The organism is uncultured Methanobrevibacter sp. (assembly GCF_900314615.1).
In the GTDB taxonomy this organism is placed as follows: domain Archaea; phylum Methanobacteriota; class Methanobacteria; order Methanobacteriales; family Methanobacteriaceae; genus Methanocatella.
Genome location: NZ_OMWA01000015.1, coordinates 22143 through 39675, shown reverse-complemented (window position 1 = coordinate 39675; position 17533 = coordinate 22143). Strand labels below are relative to the sequence as shown.

Annotated in this window: 19 protein-coding genes and 1 tRNA gene; 4 read left to right on the top strand and 16 right to left on the bottom strand. The window is 35.5% G+C overall.

The window, feature by feature from the left end; all coding sequences use genetic code 11:
• Positions 1-45 precede the first annotated feature (45 nt).
• The 3 genes from QZN33_RS06155 to QZN33_RS06145 all read right to left on the bottom strand — a co-directional run bounded on the left by QZN33_RS06155 (position 46) and on the right by QZN33_RS06145 (position 1604).
• Complete coding sequence (locus QZN33_RS06155) at positions 46-444, bottom strand: hypothetical protein (RefSeq protein WP_296790077.1); 399 nt, start codon at positions 442-444, stop codon at positions 46-48.
• A 10-nt stretch (positions 445-454) separates the two neighbouring features.
• Positions 455-1237 carry a CPBP family intramembrane glutamic endopeptidase gene (locus tag QZN33_RS06150; protein ID WP_296790076.1) on the bottom strand — a complete coding sequence of 261 codons (783 nt, stop codon included), beginning with the start codon at positions 1235-1237 and terminating at the stop codon, positions 455-457.
• Between the two features lie 163 nt (positions 1238-1400).
• On the bottom strand, positions 1401-1604 hold the full coding sequence (locus QZN33_RS06145; protein WP_296790075.1) for a helix-turn-helix transcriptional regulator: 204 nt from the start codon (positions 1602-1604) through the stop codon (positions 1401-1403).
• A 150-nt stretch (positions 1605-1754) separates the two neighbouring features.
• Here QZN33_RS06145 and purB point away from each other — a divergent pair, with 150 nt between their 5' ends.
• Together purB and QZN33_RS06135 are read left to right on the top strand one after the other, a co-directional pair.
• Entirely contained in the window at positions 1755-3104 is a 1350-nt protein-coding gene (gene purB / locus QZN33_RS06140) for an adenylosuccinate lyase (protein ID WP_296790074.1), read from the top strand.
• Positions 3105-3112: 8 nt separating this feature from the next.
• The gene (locus QZN33_RS06135) at positions 3113-3961 is read left to right on the top strand and encodes a hypothetical protein (protein WP_296790073.1); all 849 of its coding nucleotides are present in this window, start codon (positions 3113-3115) and stop codon (positions 3959-3961) included.
• A 6-nt stretch (positions 3962-3967) separates the two neighbouring features.
• Here the strand turns inward: QZN33_RS06135 and QZN33_RS06130 are convergent, their stop codons facing one another.
• The 11 genes from QZN33_RS06130 to cfbD all read right to left on the bottom strand — a co-directional run bounded on the left by QZN33_RS06130 (position 3968) and on the right by cfbD (position 14589).
• Positions 3968-6460, bottom strand: a complete 2493-nt coding sequence (locus QZN33_RS06130; RefSeq protein WP_296790072.1) for a heavy metal translocating P-type ATPase — start codon at positions 6458-6460, stop codon at positions 3968-3970.
• A gap of 101 nt (positions 6461-6561) precedes the next feature.
• Positions 6562-7365, bottom strand: coding sequence for a nitroreductase family protein (locus QZN33_RS06125; RefSeq protein WP_296790071.1), 804 nt, complete (start codon positions 7363-7365; stop codon positions 6562-6564).
• The gene (locus QZN33_RS06120; protein ID WP_296790070.1) at positions 7343-8557 is read right to left on the bottom strand and encodes an amidohydrolase family protein; all 1215 of its coding nucleotides are present in this window, start codon (positions 8555-8557) and stop codon (positions 7343-7345) included. The genes QZN33_RS06125 and QZN33_RS06120 overlap by 23 nt, the downstream gene beginning before the upstream one ends.
• A 7-nt stretch (positions 8558-8564) precedes the next feature.
• A complete protein-coding gene (locus tag QZN33_RS06115) occupies positions 8565-8954 on the bottom strand; it encodes a DUF126 domain-containing protein (RefSeq protein WP_296790069.1) in 390 nt (129 codons plus the stop codon).
• Positions 8955-8966: 12 nt separating this feature from the next.
• A complete protein-coding gene (locus QZN33_RS06110) occupies positions 8967-9491 on the bottom strand; it encodes a zinc ribbon domain-containing protein (protein ID WP_296790068.1) in 525 nt (174 codons plus the stop codon).
• A gap of 10 nt (positions 9492-9501) precedes the next feature.
• Entirely contained in the window at positions 9502-10758 is a 1257-nt protein-coding gene (gene truD / locus QZN33_RS06105) for a tRNA pseudouridine(13) synthase TruD (RefSeq protein WP_296790067.1), read from the bottom strand.
• A gap of 20 nt (positions 10759-10778) precedes the next feature.
• Positions 10779-10852 (bottom strand) — tRNA-Arg (locus tag QZN33_RS06100).
• 51 nt (positions 10853-10903) lie between these two features.
• Positions 10904-11341 (bottom strand): hypothetical protein, encoded by a 438-nt coding sequence (locus QZN33_RS06095; protein WP_296790066.1) that lies wholly within the window; start codon positions 11339-11341, stop codon positions 10904-10906.
• A gap of 215 nt (positions 11342-11556) precedes the next feature.
• A complete protein-coding gene (locus QZN33_RS06090; protein WP_296790065.1) occupies positions 11557-12921 on the bottom strand; it encodes an AIR synthase-related protein in 1365 nt (454 codons plus the stop codon).
• 2 nt (positions 12922-12923) lie between these two features.
• The gene (gene hisH / locus QZN33_RS06085; RefSeq protein WP_296790064.1) at positions 12924-13520 is read right to left on the bottom strand and encodes an imidazole glycerol phosphate synthase subunit HisH; all 597 of its coding nucleotides are present in this window, start codon (positions 13518-13520) and stop codon (positions 12924-12926) included.
• A gap of 1 nt (position 13521) precedes the next feature.
• On the bottom strand, positions 13522-14589 hold the full coding sequence (gene cfbD / locus QZN33_RS06080; RefSeq protein WP_296790090.1) for a Ni-sirohydrochlorin a,c-diamide reductive cyclase catalytic subunit: 1068 nt from the start codon (positions 14587-14589) through the stop codon (positions 13522-13524).
• An 81-nt stretch (positions 14590-14670) separates the two neighbouring features.
• On the opposite strand from cfbD, the gene QZN33_RS06075 reads away from it, so the two are divergent.
• Positions 14671-15069, top strand: coding sequence for a C-GCAxxG-C-C family protein (locus QZN33_RS06075; protein WP_296790063.1), 399 nt, complete (start codon positions 14671-14673; stop codon positions 15067-15069).
• A gap of 1 nt (position 15070) precedes the next feature.
• On the opposite strand, the gene QZN33_RS06070 is transcribed toward QZN33_RS06075, so the two are convergent.
• Complete coding sequence (locus tag QZN33_RS06070; RefSeq protein WP_296790062.1) at positions 15071-16432, bottom strand: MATE family efflux transporter; 1362 nt, start codon at positions 16430-16432, stop codon at positions 15071-15073.
• Between the two features lie 224 nt (positions 16433-16656).
• Positions 16657-17202, bottom strand: a complete 546-nt coding sequence (locus tag QZN33_RS06065) for a DUF2115 domain-containing protein (RefSeq protein ID WP_296790061.1) — start codon at positions 17200-17202, stop codon at positions 16657-16659.
• Between the two features lie 84 nt (positions 17203-17286).
• Here QZN33_RS06065 and QZN33_RS06060 point away from each other — a divergent pair, with 84 nt between their 5' ends.
• Positions 17287-17520: a hypothetical protein gene (locus tag QZN33_RS06060; RefSeq protein ID WP_296790060.1), complete on the top strand. Its 234-nt coding sequence runs from the start codon at positions 17287-17289 to the stop codon at positions 17518-17520.
• The last annotated feature ends 13 nt before the right edge of the window (positions 17521-17533 follow it).

Genomic DNA, 17533 nt, shown 5'->3' with positions numbered 1-17533 from the left:
GTTGTCATTTTTTGTACATTATATTAAAACTTTAAAAAAATATACTTACATTTTATCCTGCTCTTTGGAAAACTCAATGACTATCTTTTTGATTTCACGGCTTTCCAGATAAGGGATTTTTTCTGTAAGTTCTTTTTCCAAATCATTGTTTAACTGCAATCTTTTTTGAACATATTCATCGCCTTCAAATTCACTGCGATACTGCTTATTCAAATTAGAATATTTAGTAATTAACGGCTGAATAACAGTTCCGATATCCTTATCCAACTGATCATTAATCAATTTTCTTTTTCTAATTTCAATGACAAAACCAACAACTGTTAAAAAGAATCCTAACACTGTGACTGTCAATGCAGGCACGAACACTTTATCATTGCCCAAAAACAATATGGCCAAAATGATTCCAATAAAAATTAATGCAACACCGATTTTTCTTAAATCCATGTTAAGATATCTATAATGTTTTATTATTTAACATTTTCAATTCTTTGAAAATTGAGATGAACAGAATTATTGCAGAAATCACTGCAAGAACACCAATAACCAACATGACACCAGGATTGTTAAATAATACCTCATGAACATCAACCAATCTGATAATTTCAGCAAATAAGTTATTTAAGAAATGAGCCAAAATAGGAACGCAAATATTATCGCTTTTAAGATATAAAATTGCCATGCAAATAGCAAAAACAACTGCTGAAGTCATGCTTCCAAAGCTATGAAGCGCACCAAAAAGCAATGAGGAAATCAGTACTGCAAAGACTGTAGGAACAATTAGTCTCAACCGGGACAGGAAAACACCCCTGAATATTAACTCTTCACAAACAGATGCAATAACAACTGTGGAGACAAATCCTCCAATCAAAGGCAAAGTGTCTATAATTGCCATTGAAGGCAGTGAAAAATTTACCAGAAACATTAACTGGGGAAAATAAGATACCGCATAATTTGTCAAATAGAGCATCCCATATGAAAAGAAAATATTCAAAAAAACTACAAACAGTATGAATTTCAAATCAATTTTGGAAAAAACACTTTTTAAATCCTCTTTAAAGCTTTCACCATATCTGCGTAATTTAAATATGAAATAAAAGATTAAAACAATATAAATCCATGTCTGGTTAAATGGAAATCCGAATTTAGATAACAAAAATAAAATCAGATAAGATACAATCAGTATTATCAAAACCGTCCTGATTTTAATATTTTTCAGATTATCGTTAAACAAAGACATAATATCAAATAAAAGTGTTTAAAAAATAAAATTAAAAAAATAGCATATATATTAACAATATGAACACTATATTAACATTTTTTTAGCATATATATTAACAATATAAAAGCATATTTATTAACACATGCAAACCAACTATTTTTTTTACAAATTCAAATGTCATTCAATCATCTTCATTGAACATAAAGACTTCTTCTATAGAATTTTTACCCAAAATTTTTGTAATTTTATAGGCTAATAATAAGGAAGGATTATAACGAGCATTTTCTAAAGCATTTATGGTTTGACGAGTTACTTGAGCCGCATCAGCCAACTCTTGTTGAGTTAAGCCTTTATTCTGGCGCAACTGTCGTATTTTTGTTTCCATATACTCACCTATTGCATAAATTAGAATAATATGCAAGTATATTAAAGTCTTTAAAAGGTGACTATATAAATGTTTTGAAAAAATTAAAAATTTAATAAAAAGAATGAATAAATATATGAATATATTTTAAAAATTATGAGTTGATAAAAAATGGCTATACATCCAATTGAATTTAGATATGGAACTCCCGAAATGAAACAAATTTGGGAAGAAGAAAATAAATTACAGAGAATGTTAGATGTAGAATCTGCATTAGCTCAAGCTGAAGGCAAACTGGGAATTATTCCACAGGAAGTTGCTGATGAAATTGCCGCAAAAGCTAATACAAACTTTGTAAAGCTTGAAAGAATGAAAGAAATTGAAGCAGAAACAAATCACGATATCGCTGCTTTATCAAAATCAATCACAGAAGTATGTGAAAACGGAGCCGGAGAATACGTTCACTTCGGAGCTACATCTAATGATATTGTAGACAGTTCAAATTCATTACTCATTCGTGACTCCATTGGAGTATTAAAAGAAAAATTAGAAAGATTAACAAAAATAATGCTCAAATTAACCGAAGAAAATAAAATGAAAGTATGTATCGGACGTACACACGGACAGCATGCACTTCCTACCACCTACGGTATGAAATTCGGTATTTGGGCTGATGAACTTCACAGACAATACGTAAGACTGGAAAATGCAGAATCCAATGTTTGTATTGGAATGATGGACGGAGCTGTTGGAACCACCGCAGCATTAGGCGAACAGGGATGGGAAATCCACAAAACCGTAGCAGAAATATTAGGATTACCTGCAGCTACCATCACAAACCAGGTTGTTCAAAGAGACAACCACGTAGAGTTCATAAGTGTTTTAGCAAATATTGCAAGTACCTTAGACAAAATTGCACTTGAAATCAGAAGTCTTCAAAGAACCGAACTCATGGAAGTCGGCGAATACTTCGATCCTGAAAAACAAGTAGGAAGCAGTACAATGCCACATAAAATGAACCCTATTACTGCTGAGAGAATATGCGGCATTGCAAGAATTGTCAAATCCTATGTCAATGCAGCTTTAGACAACAATCCGTTATGGCATGAAAGAGATTTAACCAACTCTTCATGTGAAAGAATCATGTTCCCTGAAAGCTGTATTTTAACCGATTACATCCTCAATTTAACCATAAAATTAATGAACAATTTAGTTTTCTACGATGAAAATATCGAAAGAAACTTAAACCTCACAAACGGACTGATTATGGCTGAAAGATTAATGGCAGAACTTACCCGTGCAGGAATGGGTAAACAAACTGCATACGGAATTGTAAGGAAAAATGCAATAAAAGCCAATAAAGAAAAATTATTATTAGGAGAATTAATCCTAGAAGATGAAGAGGTTCAAAAATACCTTACAGAAGACGATGTTGAAAAAATTATGGATCCTCACACCTATGTCGGCTCCATTTCAATAATCATTGACGAATTGCTTGAAAAATCTGAAAGCTGGTTCTAGGTGGAAGAATGGTTAGTGTAAAAGAATTAAAATCTATTGATTTATCTTCATTCACTATTATCACAACTGCAATAGGAGTATTATTTTCAATAATCTCCTCCATCATAATTTCGCTTTTTATTGGAATCTCAAATCCAAACGGAGCTGGGGTTTCAGTATATCTTATCTCAACAATGGTAGTCGGTACATTCATGTACACAATCTACAATTCCTTTTGCCAGGGTTTCATTTATAATCTCCTTGCAAAAAAAATGAACAACATTAAATTCATATTTGATGGCGGAAAAATCATTAAAGTAACAACAACCGAAACTGCAATTATAACAGCAATGATTGCAACAATTCAGGCAATATTACTCTATTTGGTTTCTGTATTAGTCCTGCCGTTATTGATTAATGCAGTAATGCAGACATTAATCTATGCTGGCCAGCAGGTATTAGCTTATAGCCTTTATCAGTTCATGATACTGATCAGCCAACCGACAACAATTGCAATGTTTATCTTCGGTACATTTATCATGACATTTGTTTTCGTACTGCTCGGATGCTACATTTACAACATTCTTGCAGGCAGAGGAAGAGGAATTGAAGTTAAATTATCAAAAGAAAACAACATGACAGTGATTGAATCTGTTGACATGATTAAGTTTGCAATTGCATTTGGTATAGTAAATGGTGTTTTAAGCATTATTACTGCAATTGTGATGATAGTCAGTGGTGGAACAGCAATTAGTGCAATATTTAATATTATTTTCTCACTAATTATCGGATTTGCCAGCGGTGCGCTAACAGCAATATTCTACAACTTCCTTGCACCTAAACTGGAAAAATTAAAATTAGAATTAAATGATTTATAAATCAATTTAATTCCAACTTTCTTTTTTTATTTCAGGAACATATCTCTTAAGCATCAGTGACAGAGATATGACAGTTACTGAACTTAATGCCATAGCCAAACCTGCAAGAGCAGGTTCAAATGTTATTCCAAATGCAGGATATAAGACACCTGCTGCGATTGGAATCAGAATGGAGTTATACGCAAATGCCCAGAAGATATTTTCTTTAATTCTCCTCATTACCTTTTTAGAAAACTGTACAGCTGCAACAACATTTTCCAAATCGCCTTCCATAACAACAATATCTCCGCTTTCCATTGCAATATCTGTTCCGTTACCCATTGCCACACCGATATCAGCCTGTGTTAAAGCAGGCGCATCATTAATACCGTCACCGACAAATAAAACTTTTTTAGTGTGATTTGCCTGGGTTTCTTTAACAATATCAAGTTTGTTTTCAGGCAGCACTCCTGCACGGACATTGTCAATACCGACTTCACGGGCCACATTAAGTGCTGTAGATTCATTGTCCCCTGTCAGCATATAGGTTTCAACACCCATCTTATGCAGTTCGTCAATGGTTCTTTTAGAATTTGATTTGATTTTGTCAGATAAGCTTAAGATACCTTTTACAGATTTATCCTGTGCTAAAAATATGATTGTTTTAGAGAGTTTTTCAAGCTCATGATACTTGTCTACCAGTTCGCTGGAAACGTCAATTTCATTTGCCTGCATTAATGACAGATTGCCTGCAAAAACATCTCTGCCATTTAATTTAGCTTTAAGTCCTTTACCGGTGATGTTTTCAAACTCAGTTGTTTGGTCCAAATCCAGATTCATCTCTTTTGATTTATTTACAATAGCTTTTGCAATAGGGTGATTGGAATTCTGCTCCACACTGGCTGCAAGTCCAATCAGTTCCTCTTCGGAAATTCCATAAGGGATTATGTCATCAACTTCAGGTTTTCCTTCGGTTATTGTTCCGGTCTTGTCAAATGCAGCAACATCGATTTGACCGGCATTTTCCAGAGTATCCCCATTTTTGATTAAAATACCGAATTCAGCTGCTCTTCCAACACCTACAGTAACTGCAGTTGGAGTAGCCAAACCCAAAGCACACGGACATGCAACTACCAGAATGGAAATCAGACATGTTAAAGAGAACAGCAAAGATGCTCCCAAAACAACATACCATATCAGGAAAACAATAATAGCTATAGTCAGAATAACCGGAATGAAGTATGATACAATAGTATTTGCGAATTTCTGAACCGGAGGCCTTGAAGACTGTGCCTTTTCAACCAGACGGATAATGTTTGAGAGAACTGTTTCTTTTCCGATTTTTTTGGCTTTGATGTGAAGTACGCCGTCCTGATTGATGGTTCCTGCAAATACTTCCTCCCCATCCTTTTTAACTTTTGGAATTGGTTCCCCGTTAATCATCGATTCATCTACATAAGATTCTCCGCCGACTACATCCCCGTCAACAGGAATCTTGTCACCAGGTTTTACCAGCAATAAATCATCAATAACAATATCTGCAATGGAAACCTCTTTCTGTGAGATTATCTCACCATTCTCATCCACTTCGATTGCTGTTGCGACAGTCGGCTGAAGTCCAATCAGTTCACGGATAGAATCGGAAGTCCTTTTTTTGGCTCGGGCTTCAAGATATCTTCCAATCATCAAAAATGAAGGAAGCATTACTGCTGAGTCATAAAACATGAAAGTATGGTCAAGGACAATGCCGAATGTTCCAAAGATACTTGAAATGTATGCAACAAGAATCCCCATTGAATACATTACATCCATATTCAGGTTTTTATGCATTAATCCATTGATTCCCGCTTTTAAGATAGGTAAAGACACATATAAAAACGGAACAATACTTACCAATAATGACAATAGCCCCATTGAGGATATGTGCAGTCCTGTAGCTTCATGAATAGAATGAGTTACACCCATTAAAGGATCCCATCCGCTGAACATCAAAATCATTAAAATAGCAGAAAAAAACAAACCGACAATTATCCTGTTACGTTTTTCGGCCAAATCCTTCTGATAGATTGCCTCTTCATCAATTTCAGTCTGACCTTCAACCCCTAAAAGTTCAAAGCCCAATGATGTAATCACTTCATCGATTTCATCCAATGTGACTTTTGATGAATCATATCTTATTTTTGCTGTCTGTGAGGTTAAATCCGCTTTAACATCAAAAATACCGTCCAGTCTTATTAAGAAATTTTCGACATTCATTGTACAGGAAGCGCAGTGCATTCCCTGAATTCTTATTGTCATTTCGTCTGAGTGAAGATCAAAACCTAAATTCTTTACTAATCTCTCCATCTCTTCATAAGAAATCTTTTTAGTATCAACTGTAATATGCAATTTATTTGCTGCAAGGTCTGCATCAACTTCTTCTACACCTTCTATTTTTCCAAAGGTTTTGTTAACACTTAAAACACAAGAAGCGCAGTGCATTCCTTCAATTGGCAAATCCATATGTTTATGCTTTACCATCCTATCACAACCGTTTCTATTATATGAAACAATGTATAATTTTTTTATATATATAAAAGTTTAGGTAATGCTAAAATTACTGGTGAAAAAAAGAAAAATAATTAAAGATAATTTACATTTATCTTTTTGTGAGGTATTGTCCTTCTAAAACGTACTCTCGGATAGCCTATGATAAACGCAGAGTACATATGCTTATTTTTATCTATCTGCGGGAAAAATTCCATTAATCTGACATGGTCAATCTCGTCAGCTTTCAAGATAAATAAAGAATAAAATCCTCCAAGACCAAGAGAGTATGCAAGAAGTTCCAAACGGGTATTTGCTATTACAGCACTGGTTTTGTCAGCTGAAAATGTTAAAATTAGCTGGTTTCCGCTCCAGAGAAGTGGGTGGAATTCTTTTGTGGAACTGTCTTTAAGGTAATCTCCGAATTCCCTGATTCTGAAAAACTTGTCTTCATCGACTTTAATTATATCATAAACAAGTTCCATGAATTCATCCAGTTTCTCATCGACAACAGCAAATTCCACATCCTGTTCGTTTTGAGCAGTCGGTGAATAATAAGCCCCTTCAAACAGCTTGTCAAAGGTTTCTCTGTCAACTTTCTTGTTTTTCCTAAACCATCTAATGGAACGTCTTCTTTTTAAAAATTCAAGAAGCTGATCATATTCCAGAACGTTTTCACGAGGATTGAACTCCTGAATTCTGTCTTCAAGGCCCTCATATGATTTAAGGGTTATTGCGCCGGCTTTACATATTGCCACACAGTGCCCGCATTCAAAGCATGTGCCGCTTCCAAGCTCACGAGCATATTCTTCAACTTCAATATTGTCACGAATACATACCTGTTGGCAGAGTTTGCAGGCAGTACATAATTCTTCATCAATTTTTAACTTCAATTCCATCCTGAATAACCTTCAAAATATTATCATTATTGCTTAAAACACTTACGTCATCTAAAGGATTTGAATTTACCAAAATCAAATCGGCAACATAATTTTCTTTAACTAATCCCAAATTATCCTGATTCATAAATTCTGCAGCTTTAACAGTTCCGCTGGCAATTGCTTCATCCTCGGACATGCCGATATCAACCAGATGAGTCAGCTCCTCCAGATTGTGTCCGTGAGGAATAACACCACTGTCAGTTCCCATGAGAATGTTTACACCTTCTTCATATGCAACTGAAATGTTTTCCTTGTGGACTTTAACTATCTCTTTCAGTTTGGCTGTTTTTTCGGCCGCATAACTGTCCCATGCAGGAAAACCGTTTTTATATAAGAATTGATGGACAAGCAATGTAGGAACTAAGCTGACATCTTTTTCAGCCATTTTTCTTGAAGTTTTCCTATCTATGAATGTCCCATGCTCAATTGATGAAAATCCTGCATCAATACAGTTTTTCATACCTTTTAAACTATGACAATGGGCTGATACTTTCATGTCATTGACTTTGGCTTCATTGACTATTGTCTTTAATTCCTTTTTGTTGAACTGTGAAAATTCCGGTGAAGTGTTTGTTGTTAAAACACCACCGCTTGCCATGACCTTTATAAAATCAGCGCCTGCTCTTTTAACTTCACGGGTCTTTTTAAGAACCTCTTCAACACCGTCACACCTTCCTTTTGGAAAACCGGGATAGATTATTTCCATGTCAAAGCCTGAAGGAAGGAGCAAATCAAAATGACCACCTGTCATAACCAGAGGAGTAATTGATAAATAAACTTTGGGAGCTACAAAGAGTTTTCTCTGCTGTGCTAATTTAAAGCTTAAATCAGCAGATCCGCAATCCCTAATTGATGTAACGCCTGCATTGACTGTCTGCAATGAGTGGGGAACCGCATTGTAAAAATGAATTCCCAAAGGATTTGCCATATTTTCCTCTTTGTGAAAGCCTTTAGCAAAAATATGAGAATGACAGTCAATAAATCCGGAAAGCAGATAATTATCCTCACCATCAATAACATTGACATTACTTTTGGAGTTAATGGATGGTGAAATCTCTTTTATCAGACCATCCTCTATCAATACGCTTTGAGAGGTTTTGATTTCATCAAATGGATTGATTATATTGACGTTTTCAATTAGAGTCTGCATATGCCACCTATAAAATTTCTATTGTTCCATTATCCCCATCGACTTCAACCAAAGTTCCGTTTGTTAAATCCTTGGTTTGGGCAGGTGAGTCAACCATTGCAATATCAGACATGATTGCACCGGTTGCGATAATAGGTTCTGCGTTTAAACAGATTATAGCTTTTGGTGCAGTATTATTTTTTTTCATCTGGAAAATAACATAAGATCCGACAGTAGACCCTTTACCGCCCGGGATAAATAAAACTTTATCTTTAATAATTTCGCCTTTTAATTCATGGTTAGGGTCGATAATTTCACCATTTTCAGGATTAACTCCTCCTAAAAAACTAATAGGTTCCGATGAAACAATCAGTTCCCCTTTTCCTTTACCTTTAGCGATACTTCTGCATTCAATCATAATACCCTCAATTTATAATAATTTATCTTCAACATATTCTCCACGATTTAAAGCGTTGGTGGATTTAATAACATCAACCAGTGCCCAAATCCAAATAACAGTACATAATATAAATCCTACAAGCAATAAGATTAAAATAGCTGATACAACATAGGCCAACAGGAATATTGCGCCTTTACGGTTCAAACCTAAATAGAAATGACCTAATCCAGGGAAAATAATAGATAAAATAACTGATATTACCATGTTTTTTTCTTCATATACCTGAACAGAGGTATTGGTTTTAGGCTGATTAACATTATTTTCAGTGTCATATCCACAGTTAGGGCAGAACTTAGCGTTTCCGTCAAATTCATATCCACAGTTACGGCAGTACTTAACATTATCGCCTTTATTGACTGATATTTCTTCTTCAGTTACAGTTGGGGTTGTTTCTTCGACTTCTACAATTTCATTTTTTTCTGGAAGTTTAGCTCCGCAGTTTTTGCAATATTTTGCATCCGGAACTTGTTCTCCACAATCTGGACATATTACCATTTTTTCACCCTTAAATAACATCTTTTTTCATTATTTCTCTTAAAACAGCAGTAGCATAGGATCCTTTGTCTATTGAAAATTCGCATAAAACACCTTCATCGGTAGGAGTGGCTTTTCCGTCCCATACCTGAAAACGCATTTGGCGTCTGAGGCCGTGACTTCCGAGACGTGGCATTTTTGGAACTTCAAAATCCTCTTTAGTATGATTATATTTTTTCAATATATTTTCTTCCATTTCACCAACTTTTCCTCCTGCAAAAGGAACTTTAGTTCCGAATAACGGACAGGTAGGGTTTGCTTTAAAGTCAGTAATAAGTTCCTGGAACTCCTCTGGAGTTTTATCACGAACAATGTGCTCTTCGGTATCAATAACAATATCTCCTTCAATATATTTATCAATACCCATTTCGACACGATTGCTTACTGCTTCATTAAATAAATAAGACTGATATGCATGAACAAACATTCTTTGCAAAGGCTTTGGAAGTGCGTGCAGTGCATTCATATATGATTTGTCTGTCAGCTCACCTTTTTTAGAATCCCTAATCAATTCCTTTATCATCATTTTCTCGTAACGCATTCCTTTTCCCATTAACTTTAAGGATTCTTCAAGATTTCCATCATCAAATGCTTTTCTGGCCATCTGATTGTCATCACCCTCATCTTCCTGAGGATTACCTATGTAAATGCCAACTGCCTTTTCAAGGTCATTTTCAACCAGTGCTTCCCCAACAAGATGAGTTATGGTTCTTGGCTTACCGAATCTTTGCCAGCCGAAGTAATTTGGAACGCCGGTTTTTTCCAATTGTGCTAAAACCTCATTTGCAATATCTGCACTTTCCTCAACATCATCGAGGTCACGAATTAGAATTTTAAATTTGTTTCCTTTTAACTGGCCCATTCTAAGCTTTTTACGGCCACGGATAACTTTTAAAAAATCAGTTTTATAAATATCAAGATTTTGGACCTGATTTAACTGTTCTTCAGAATCCATATTAGCTATGCAAATCCACTGACGTGTGATTGCCTTTTTATCTTTCATACCGGCAAAGCCCATTCTTTTTCTTGAAATGTGCAAGTCACGGGCAATATCCAGGACAACATCCAGTGTGGTTCTTCCCAATTTTTCAATCCAGACATAAACGTTAGGACCTTCTCCTTCAGGGATGACCTCCGGAATTTCTTCAACGTAAAAATCTTCATATTGGTTTCTAATTGTTCCACCAATACATTTCTGGCTAGTTACATAAGTATTAGCATTTAACATAATAATCACGGAAAATAATATGCCCTGACCGGGATTTGAACCCGGGGAATGGGATCCGCAGTCCCATGTGTTATCCAAACTACACCATCAGGGCTAACAAAATAAGATAACATATAACTATAAGATTTTTATAGTATATAAATGATTACCATACATATAATGTGTATGAATAGTCACCGTAAGTTCTTATAGCAACTGAAACATTATCTGCTTTATCAAAATTTCCTGATGATGCCAGTACTTTACCTTTCAGCTTATTGTTTTCACAAAACCTGTAGTTCGTCAATTCATAGCTGTCAAATTTCTCTTTGCAAATGTCTGAAACCTGACGAATAGATTTTTTTGAATTTCTATTGTCCTTTAAAATTGTTGAAATCTCACCCAAAAATGTTTGTTCGGTGAAATTTATTTTTCTAGACAATAACTCCATAGTATCCTGAGCAGATTTAATGTCATGAGATTCATAGGAATAATCAGGAGAAGGTATTGAAATTACAGTGTTTATAACCAAAACTGCTATCAATAGTACGACTACAGCAAGTATTGACTCAATTAAATAAAAACTTCCTTTTTGATCTGTCATGACTTAACATTAGCAATTGAAATTATTATAAAATACGGAAGTGCGACTGTATGCTTTTGTGCAAAATCACAGATTAGAAAGTTTAAACAATACTTTTTATAAATAAAGTATTAGTAATTAGGTGATGAATCGATGATATGGCAGAACAAGGCCCTATAAAGAAGGAAAAGAGGAATTTTAACAAGAAAAGGAGAAATTAAATAATTTCTCCCAGTTTAATTTTTCAAAATATGTTTAATGACTTTATCTTTTTTAGCAATAGCTGCATCTGAAGCTTCCTGAACCTTCTGTTTCATTTGTTCAAAGTCTTCAGGTGTTGTTTCACCGACCAGTTTTTTGATTTTAGTATATGCTGCTTCCCTAAACAACGGAACCAGTTTCTCTTCAGTTGAATCCTCTTTGATTAAAATAGGCTCACCGGAGTTGTTGACCTCACCGATTTCAGAAATGTCAACGTCATATTTGGATACCGCTTTTTTAATATCTCCGACAATTTCAGGAGGTGCTATAAGCATCAGTGAATCTGTTGAAACGCCTAAAGGGTCAATGTTTAATGTTTCAAGCATATTCAAAACATTTGGTGCAACCATCTGTCTTATTTCTTTTTCATAAAATTCCAGACCGACACCAGTAGTGTTTGATATTTCATGAGCGTCCCCCCTAAGACCTCCGTTAGTTACATCAGTCATTGCATGAATATCCTTAACCAAATCAGCTTCGAAAAGTGCATGTGACGCCTGAACGAAATTGACGTTCATTGTATCCCATACGACATCGAAAAATCCGTTGTAAAGAGCTGTAGTTGTTATTGTTCCTCCACCGGAACCTTCTGTTAATAAAATCACATCCCCTTCAGTTGCGCCTTTCCTTGCGGTTGGAGGATAAGCTGATACCCCTACGCTTCCAACTGCTGAGACAAATCTGTCACCTAAAACCATGTCTCCTCCGACACGAAGAGTACTTCCTGCAACAATAGGAACATCAACAAGTTCTGATACTGCAGCAACACCTGCAGTAAAGTCAAATATCTTTGCAACGTCCCCGTCATCGGCAAGGTGAACATCACTCAATATTGCTACCGGGTCCGCACCCATTACGCAGACATCCCTTAAGGTAGCTCTTGTTACATGAAATCCGCCTAAAAACGGATATTCGCTTAAACGTGAGTGTATCCCGTCAACTGCAGTGGTAATGTAAACTTCATCATTGTTAACCGGAGCTTTGACTACACCGCCGTCGTCCTGTTCTGACGGATTGACCAGTGAAGCTGTATTTGTTGATGCAACGATTTCAGCGATTTTTCTGTGGACAAAAAAGTCCCCCGCACCGCGTGAACCTACACCCATTTCTCCCATGAGCACATCAGCCTTGTTTACACTGGCTATTTCTTTTAAAAATTCGTCATCACTTTCCTGTAATTTTAAAGTTGTTGAGACTTCATCAATTACTGCTTTTGCCATTTCTACTGAATTTTCTTCTGATATTTTTTTGTATTCACGTATTCTTACAGCTAAAATTTCTGCTAAGTCATTATAATCATAATCATCAATTCTAGCTCTTACAAAGCCTTCAATATCCATAATTAAATCTCCAAGTTAGTAAAGTTTTTCAAAATTTTTAATCCGTATTTTCCACTTTTTTCAGGATGGAACTGTGTTGAAAACAGATTGTTTTGTGCCAAACTGGCTACAACATCCCCTCCATACTCACAGACTCCGGCAACAATGCTTTCATCATCGGCAATAACATGATAAGAATGAACAAAATAAAAGAATTCCCCATCAATACCTTCAAGTATTGGAGAATTGTTTGTGACTTTCAGTTTATTCCAGCCCATATGAGGTATTTTAACACCTTCAGGAAGCAGTTCTACATGTCCTTTAAATAAATCCAGGCCTTTAACGCCGGGAGATTCTTCACTTTCACTTAAAAGAACCTGCTGACCGAGACATATTCCCAAAAATGGCTTGTCATCAGATACATGCTCATGAATGACATCCTCAAATGGCTTTAAATTTTCCATTGCACTTCCGAATGCTCCAACACCCGGCAATACCAGATAATCTGCATCCGCAATAACTTCCTTATCATCAGTTATCTGATATTCTGATCCAATCTTTTTAAATCCGTTGGAAATGCTTTTAAGATTTCCGCTTTTATAATCAATAATAGTTATCATTTTACAACCATCCAATAGCTGATCTAATCATTCCGCCAAAGTCTGAAAACACAATCTCATCAGTTCCTAAAGTTTTAGAGTGTGCATCAAGCTCTGCAACAACATGAGTATATCCTAAATCCCTTAAAGGCTCCACAAGACGTGGACCATCTGTTACTGCTACAGATTCCACGTCAAAGTCCTCAATTGGAAATGCGTGAGGCACTCCAAATACAACAATCAAGTCCAAATCTTTATCTTTTAAATATTCAGCGGCATTATTTCCAGTTACAGGATATTCATCAAGCCCGCCGGTTATATAATCAGCTTCGATGTCCAGCTGACTTTTAATATTTACTGCATGCTGCCTGATTCTTGGAAGACCTATGTTTTCATCGAGATTAGCCACAAAAATCGGTTTGTTGTCTGGATTGATTTTTTTATAGTCAAAATTAATTATATCTGCAAACAGATATGATGTTTCCTTTTTCACATTTAAAACAAAAGCAACTTTTTTGTTGTCCTTTAACGCATTGACAACAGTTTTTGCAACAGCTTCTTTTGAATCACCGAAATTAGGTTTTATGTATTTTCCCTGTGCCATTCCACGGGTTTTTTCAACTTCAGTTGCTTTTTCAAGCATTTCAATTTGCCTGTCAGCTTCTTCCTGTGGAATTACACCGCATTCAACTGCGGCTTCTAAAACCATTATTGCACCGACAGTATTGTCACCTTCACCTGAACCTCCATGAGATTCAACAGGTATTACTGTACATGGCAAATCTGCTGTTTCAATCGCATCTTTTAAATCTTCACCGATTATCATACTGGCACAGGTTCCTGCAATTCCCATCAGTTTAGGTTCAAATTGATTATAAGCTTCAGTTAAAGTTTCAACTAGTTTTTCACCTGCACCCAATATAAAATCGTTTTCAGACATTCCAGTAGTTACTACACGAACCCCGTCACTTTCTAAAAGCCTTGCTGTTCTAAAACAGCATCCGGTCGGTCCATGCATTACAATAACGTCAACATTCATATCCCTTAAAGTATAAAGAGTAGCGGCAATCGGACTTGGTCTTGGATGTATAATTTTTATCAACTCACAATTTTTTTAATAAATAAATATTTTAAATTATTAATTTATATAATTATTTAAGGAGATTTGTGTATGAAACTTGACAAACAAATTTTAGAGGAAAAAATCAGAGAATACAGAACATTCAAAAGCTGTTCTGAATCAACATTAATGGGACTTTGTGAAACTGCAGAATATCCAATAAGTCAGGCCGAAATGGTAAAATTAGGATGCGGATTTGCAGGCGGAATGGGCGGAACATTCGATGAAGGAACCTGCGGTGCCGTAACAGGAGCACTTATAGCAAACGGTTTGATAAACGACGACCCGTCTGAAATAAAAGCAAATGTGAAAGAGATATTCAACGCATTTAAAGAAGAATACGGAACTGTCAGATGCGACAAAATAAGTGACAAAGGAAAAGATAAATCCCCATGTGTCGACTGCTGCGTATTTATTGCAAACAAAGTTGCTGATCTGCTTGACAAATAACTTAATTCAGTACAGTTTTTAGCTTGTTGATTGTGTATCTTGCGTATGTAAAGTTTAAGATAGATGCGATAATCCTACCTACAGCAAGACCAACCCATATTCCGGTCAAACCCCAGTTAAAGACAATACCAAAGAGATAGGTAAAGAATACTGTGAAAATGAGTTCTCTTATTATTGTCCAGAAAAGACTTGTAGTTCCACGGCCAATTCCCTGATAGAAAAAGCTTGAAGGCATTCCTATTCCAACTAAAAGCAAACCAAAGCAGGCAATTCTCAGGAAGCTGGTTATTTCTGGAATCAGTGCTGCGGTTTCTGGAGTATATGCAAAAATCAATGACAACTGGGGAGCAAATATTACAAGAAGAGCGAGTATAACTGCTGAAATCATTGTTGCAAATTTAGTTCCGTAAGTATGTGTTCTTTTAAGATAATCCCAGTTTTTTGCACCATAGGCACTTCCGGTTACGGCTGCAACTGCACTACCGATAGCTGTCAGAGGCATTATACCAAAGAGATACAGTCTCTGACCAGAGGTAAATGCCGCAATACCATATTCACCACCAACCATGGATATGAAAATCAGATAGAAACTCATTGCAAGTGACATCATGAACATGTCAAGTGATGATGGAATTCCGACCTTTAAAATGTCACCGGCTATTTCTGAATCAAATTTAAATCCTTTAAGATTAACGTCAACATAAGTGTCCTTTTTAATTAAAATCCAATACATTATGACTATTGCTGATCCTAGAGAACTGACAATAGTTGCAAGGGAAGCACCTGCTGAACCTAAACTTAAAACATATATGAAAACCGGATCCAAAATGAAATTCAGGATTACAGAGACAATTATTGCATACATTGCTCTTTTCATATCACCTTCACCACGCAGAATTCCGCTTCCTCCGTTGGCAAACATGAATGCAAATAAACCTAAAAACAGAGGAGTTCCGTATTTGATTCCCTCAACCAGTGACTGGCCACTAGCCCCGTATGCCTTAAGCAAAGGTTCCTGAATGATAATAAGACTTAAAGTTAAAACAATTGATGCTATTAAAAATATTAAAAGAGAATGACTGGCTGCCTTGCTGGCCCTTTCATGATTTTTTGCTCCAACGGAACGACTAATACTGCTTGTGGCACCGTTTCCAAGCCCTACGCTAAAACCATTTAAAATCATGAATATCGGTGTTACAAAACCTATTCCTGCAATTGCCGCCTGACCCAAACCTGCAATCCATATACCGTCAACAATATTGTATGATGCTGTTAAAAGCATTGATATCATTATAGGAATTGCCAGTTTTCGAACAGCAATTTCAGGTTCTCCTCTCATCAGTTCAACATTTTTATTAGCCATCTATAATCTCCATACATAACTATAATTTTCATATAATATAAGCATGCTTAAAATTAGAAAACCGATTGATTAAATTATTATTCATATGGTGATTCATTAAAAATTTTAAAAGAAATTTACTTTAACATCAATGATTTGCTAAAATGAAGTTGAATGAAAACTAAGATATATATCCTCAACTGAAAATAAGCAGTAAAATTAAAATATCAGTCGTTAAAGTAAAACTAAAATTCCAGCTGTTCGGCTATGCACATCTTACATACTGCATTTGGAGATTCAAGATTGGCATCCTTAACGGGACAGTAAAATTTTCCGTCATGCTCTTCAACATACAATGATCCGGGAAAAGGAGTTCCTACAGGATGAATTGGTTCATGAAGAATGAAAGTAGTGTAGAGCGAAATGATTCCATAGATTAGAGGAAATTTGGTTTTTGATGTGTGAGATTCTGCATCATGATATGACTTTAAAGTGGCTACAGCATCAATGAACTCTTCTTTATCAACAGGTTCATCGTAATGATTTTTATCGCTGTGAACATCCTTGATGCGTCCTAAAAAATATTTTGCATATACGCCATGACTTTTCTTTTTGTATCCGTCCTGTACATATTTAGACTCTTCAATCATTTCGGCATTAACGGCCATCAGGTCAAAAACGGAAATGGTTTCGCAGTATTTCTTTAAAATATCCAAAATGGACTGCGGTGAAACCGTATTTTCACTTGAAACTACATCTGAAAAATCATCATACATCTCAACATCAGTCATGAAGTAAAATATCTTAGTCTTATTAAAAATAATTTTCCAATTTAAAAAAAATATTTAAATAATTTATTGGATAAAAAAAGTAATATGGTAAATCCAATTATTGCAGCAGTATTATCTTTTTTCATTCCCGGCTTAGGTCAAATTATTGCAGGCAGATTTAAAAGAGGAATAATATTTTTAGTTATTGCTATCATTATAATCATTTTTGCAACAGTAATATTCCAGAGCTGGATTGTTAGAATAATTGATGTATTATTCGCTGTATTTGCTGCATATGACGCATATCAAATGGCTAAAATACAAATGAGAAGATATTAACTTTTCTTTTTAT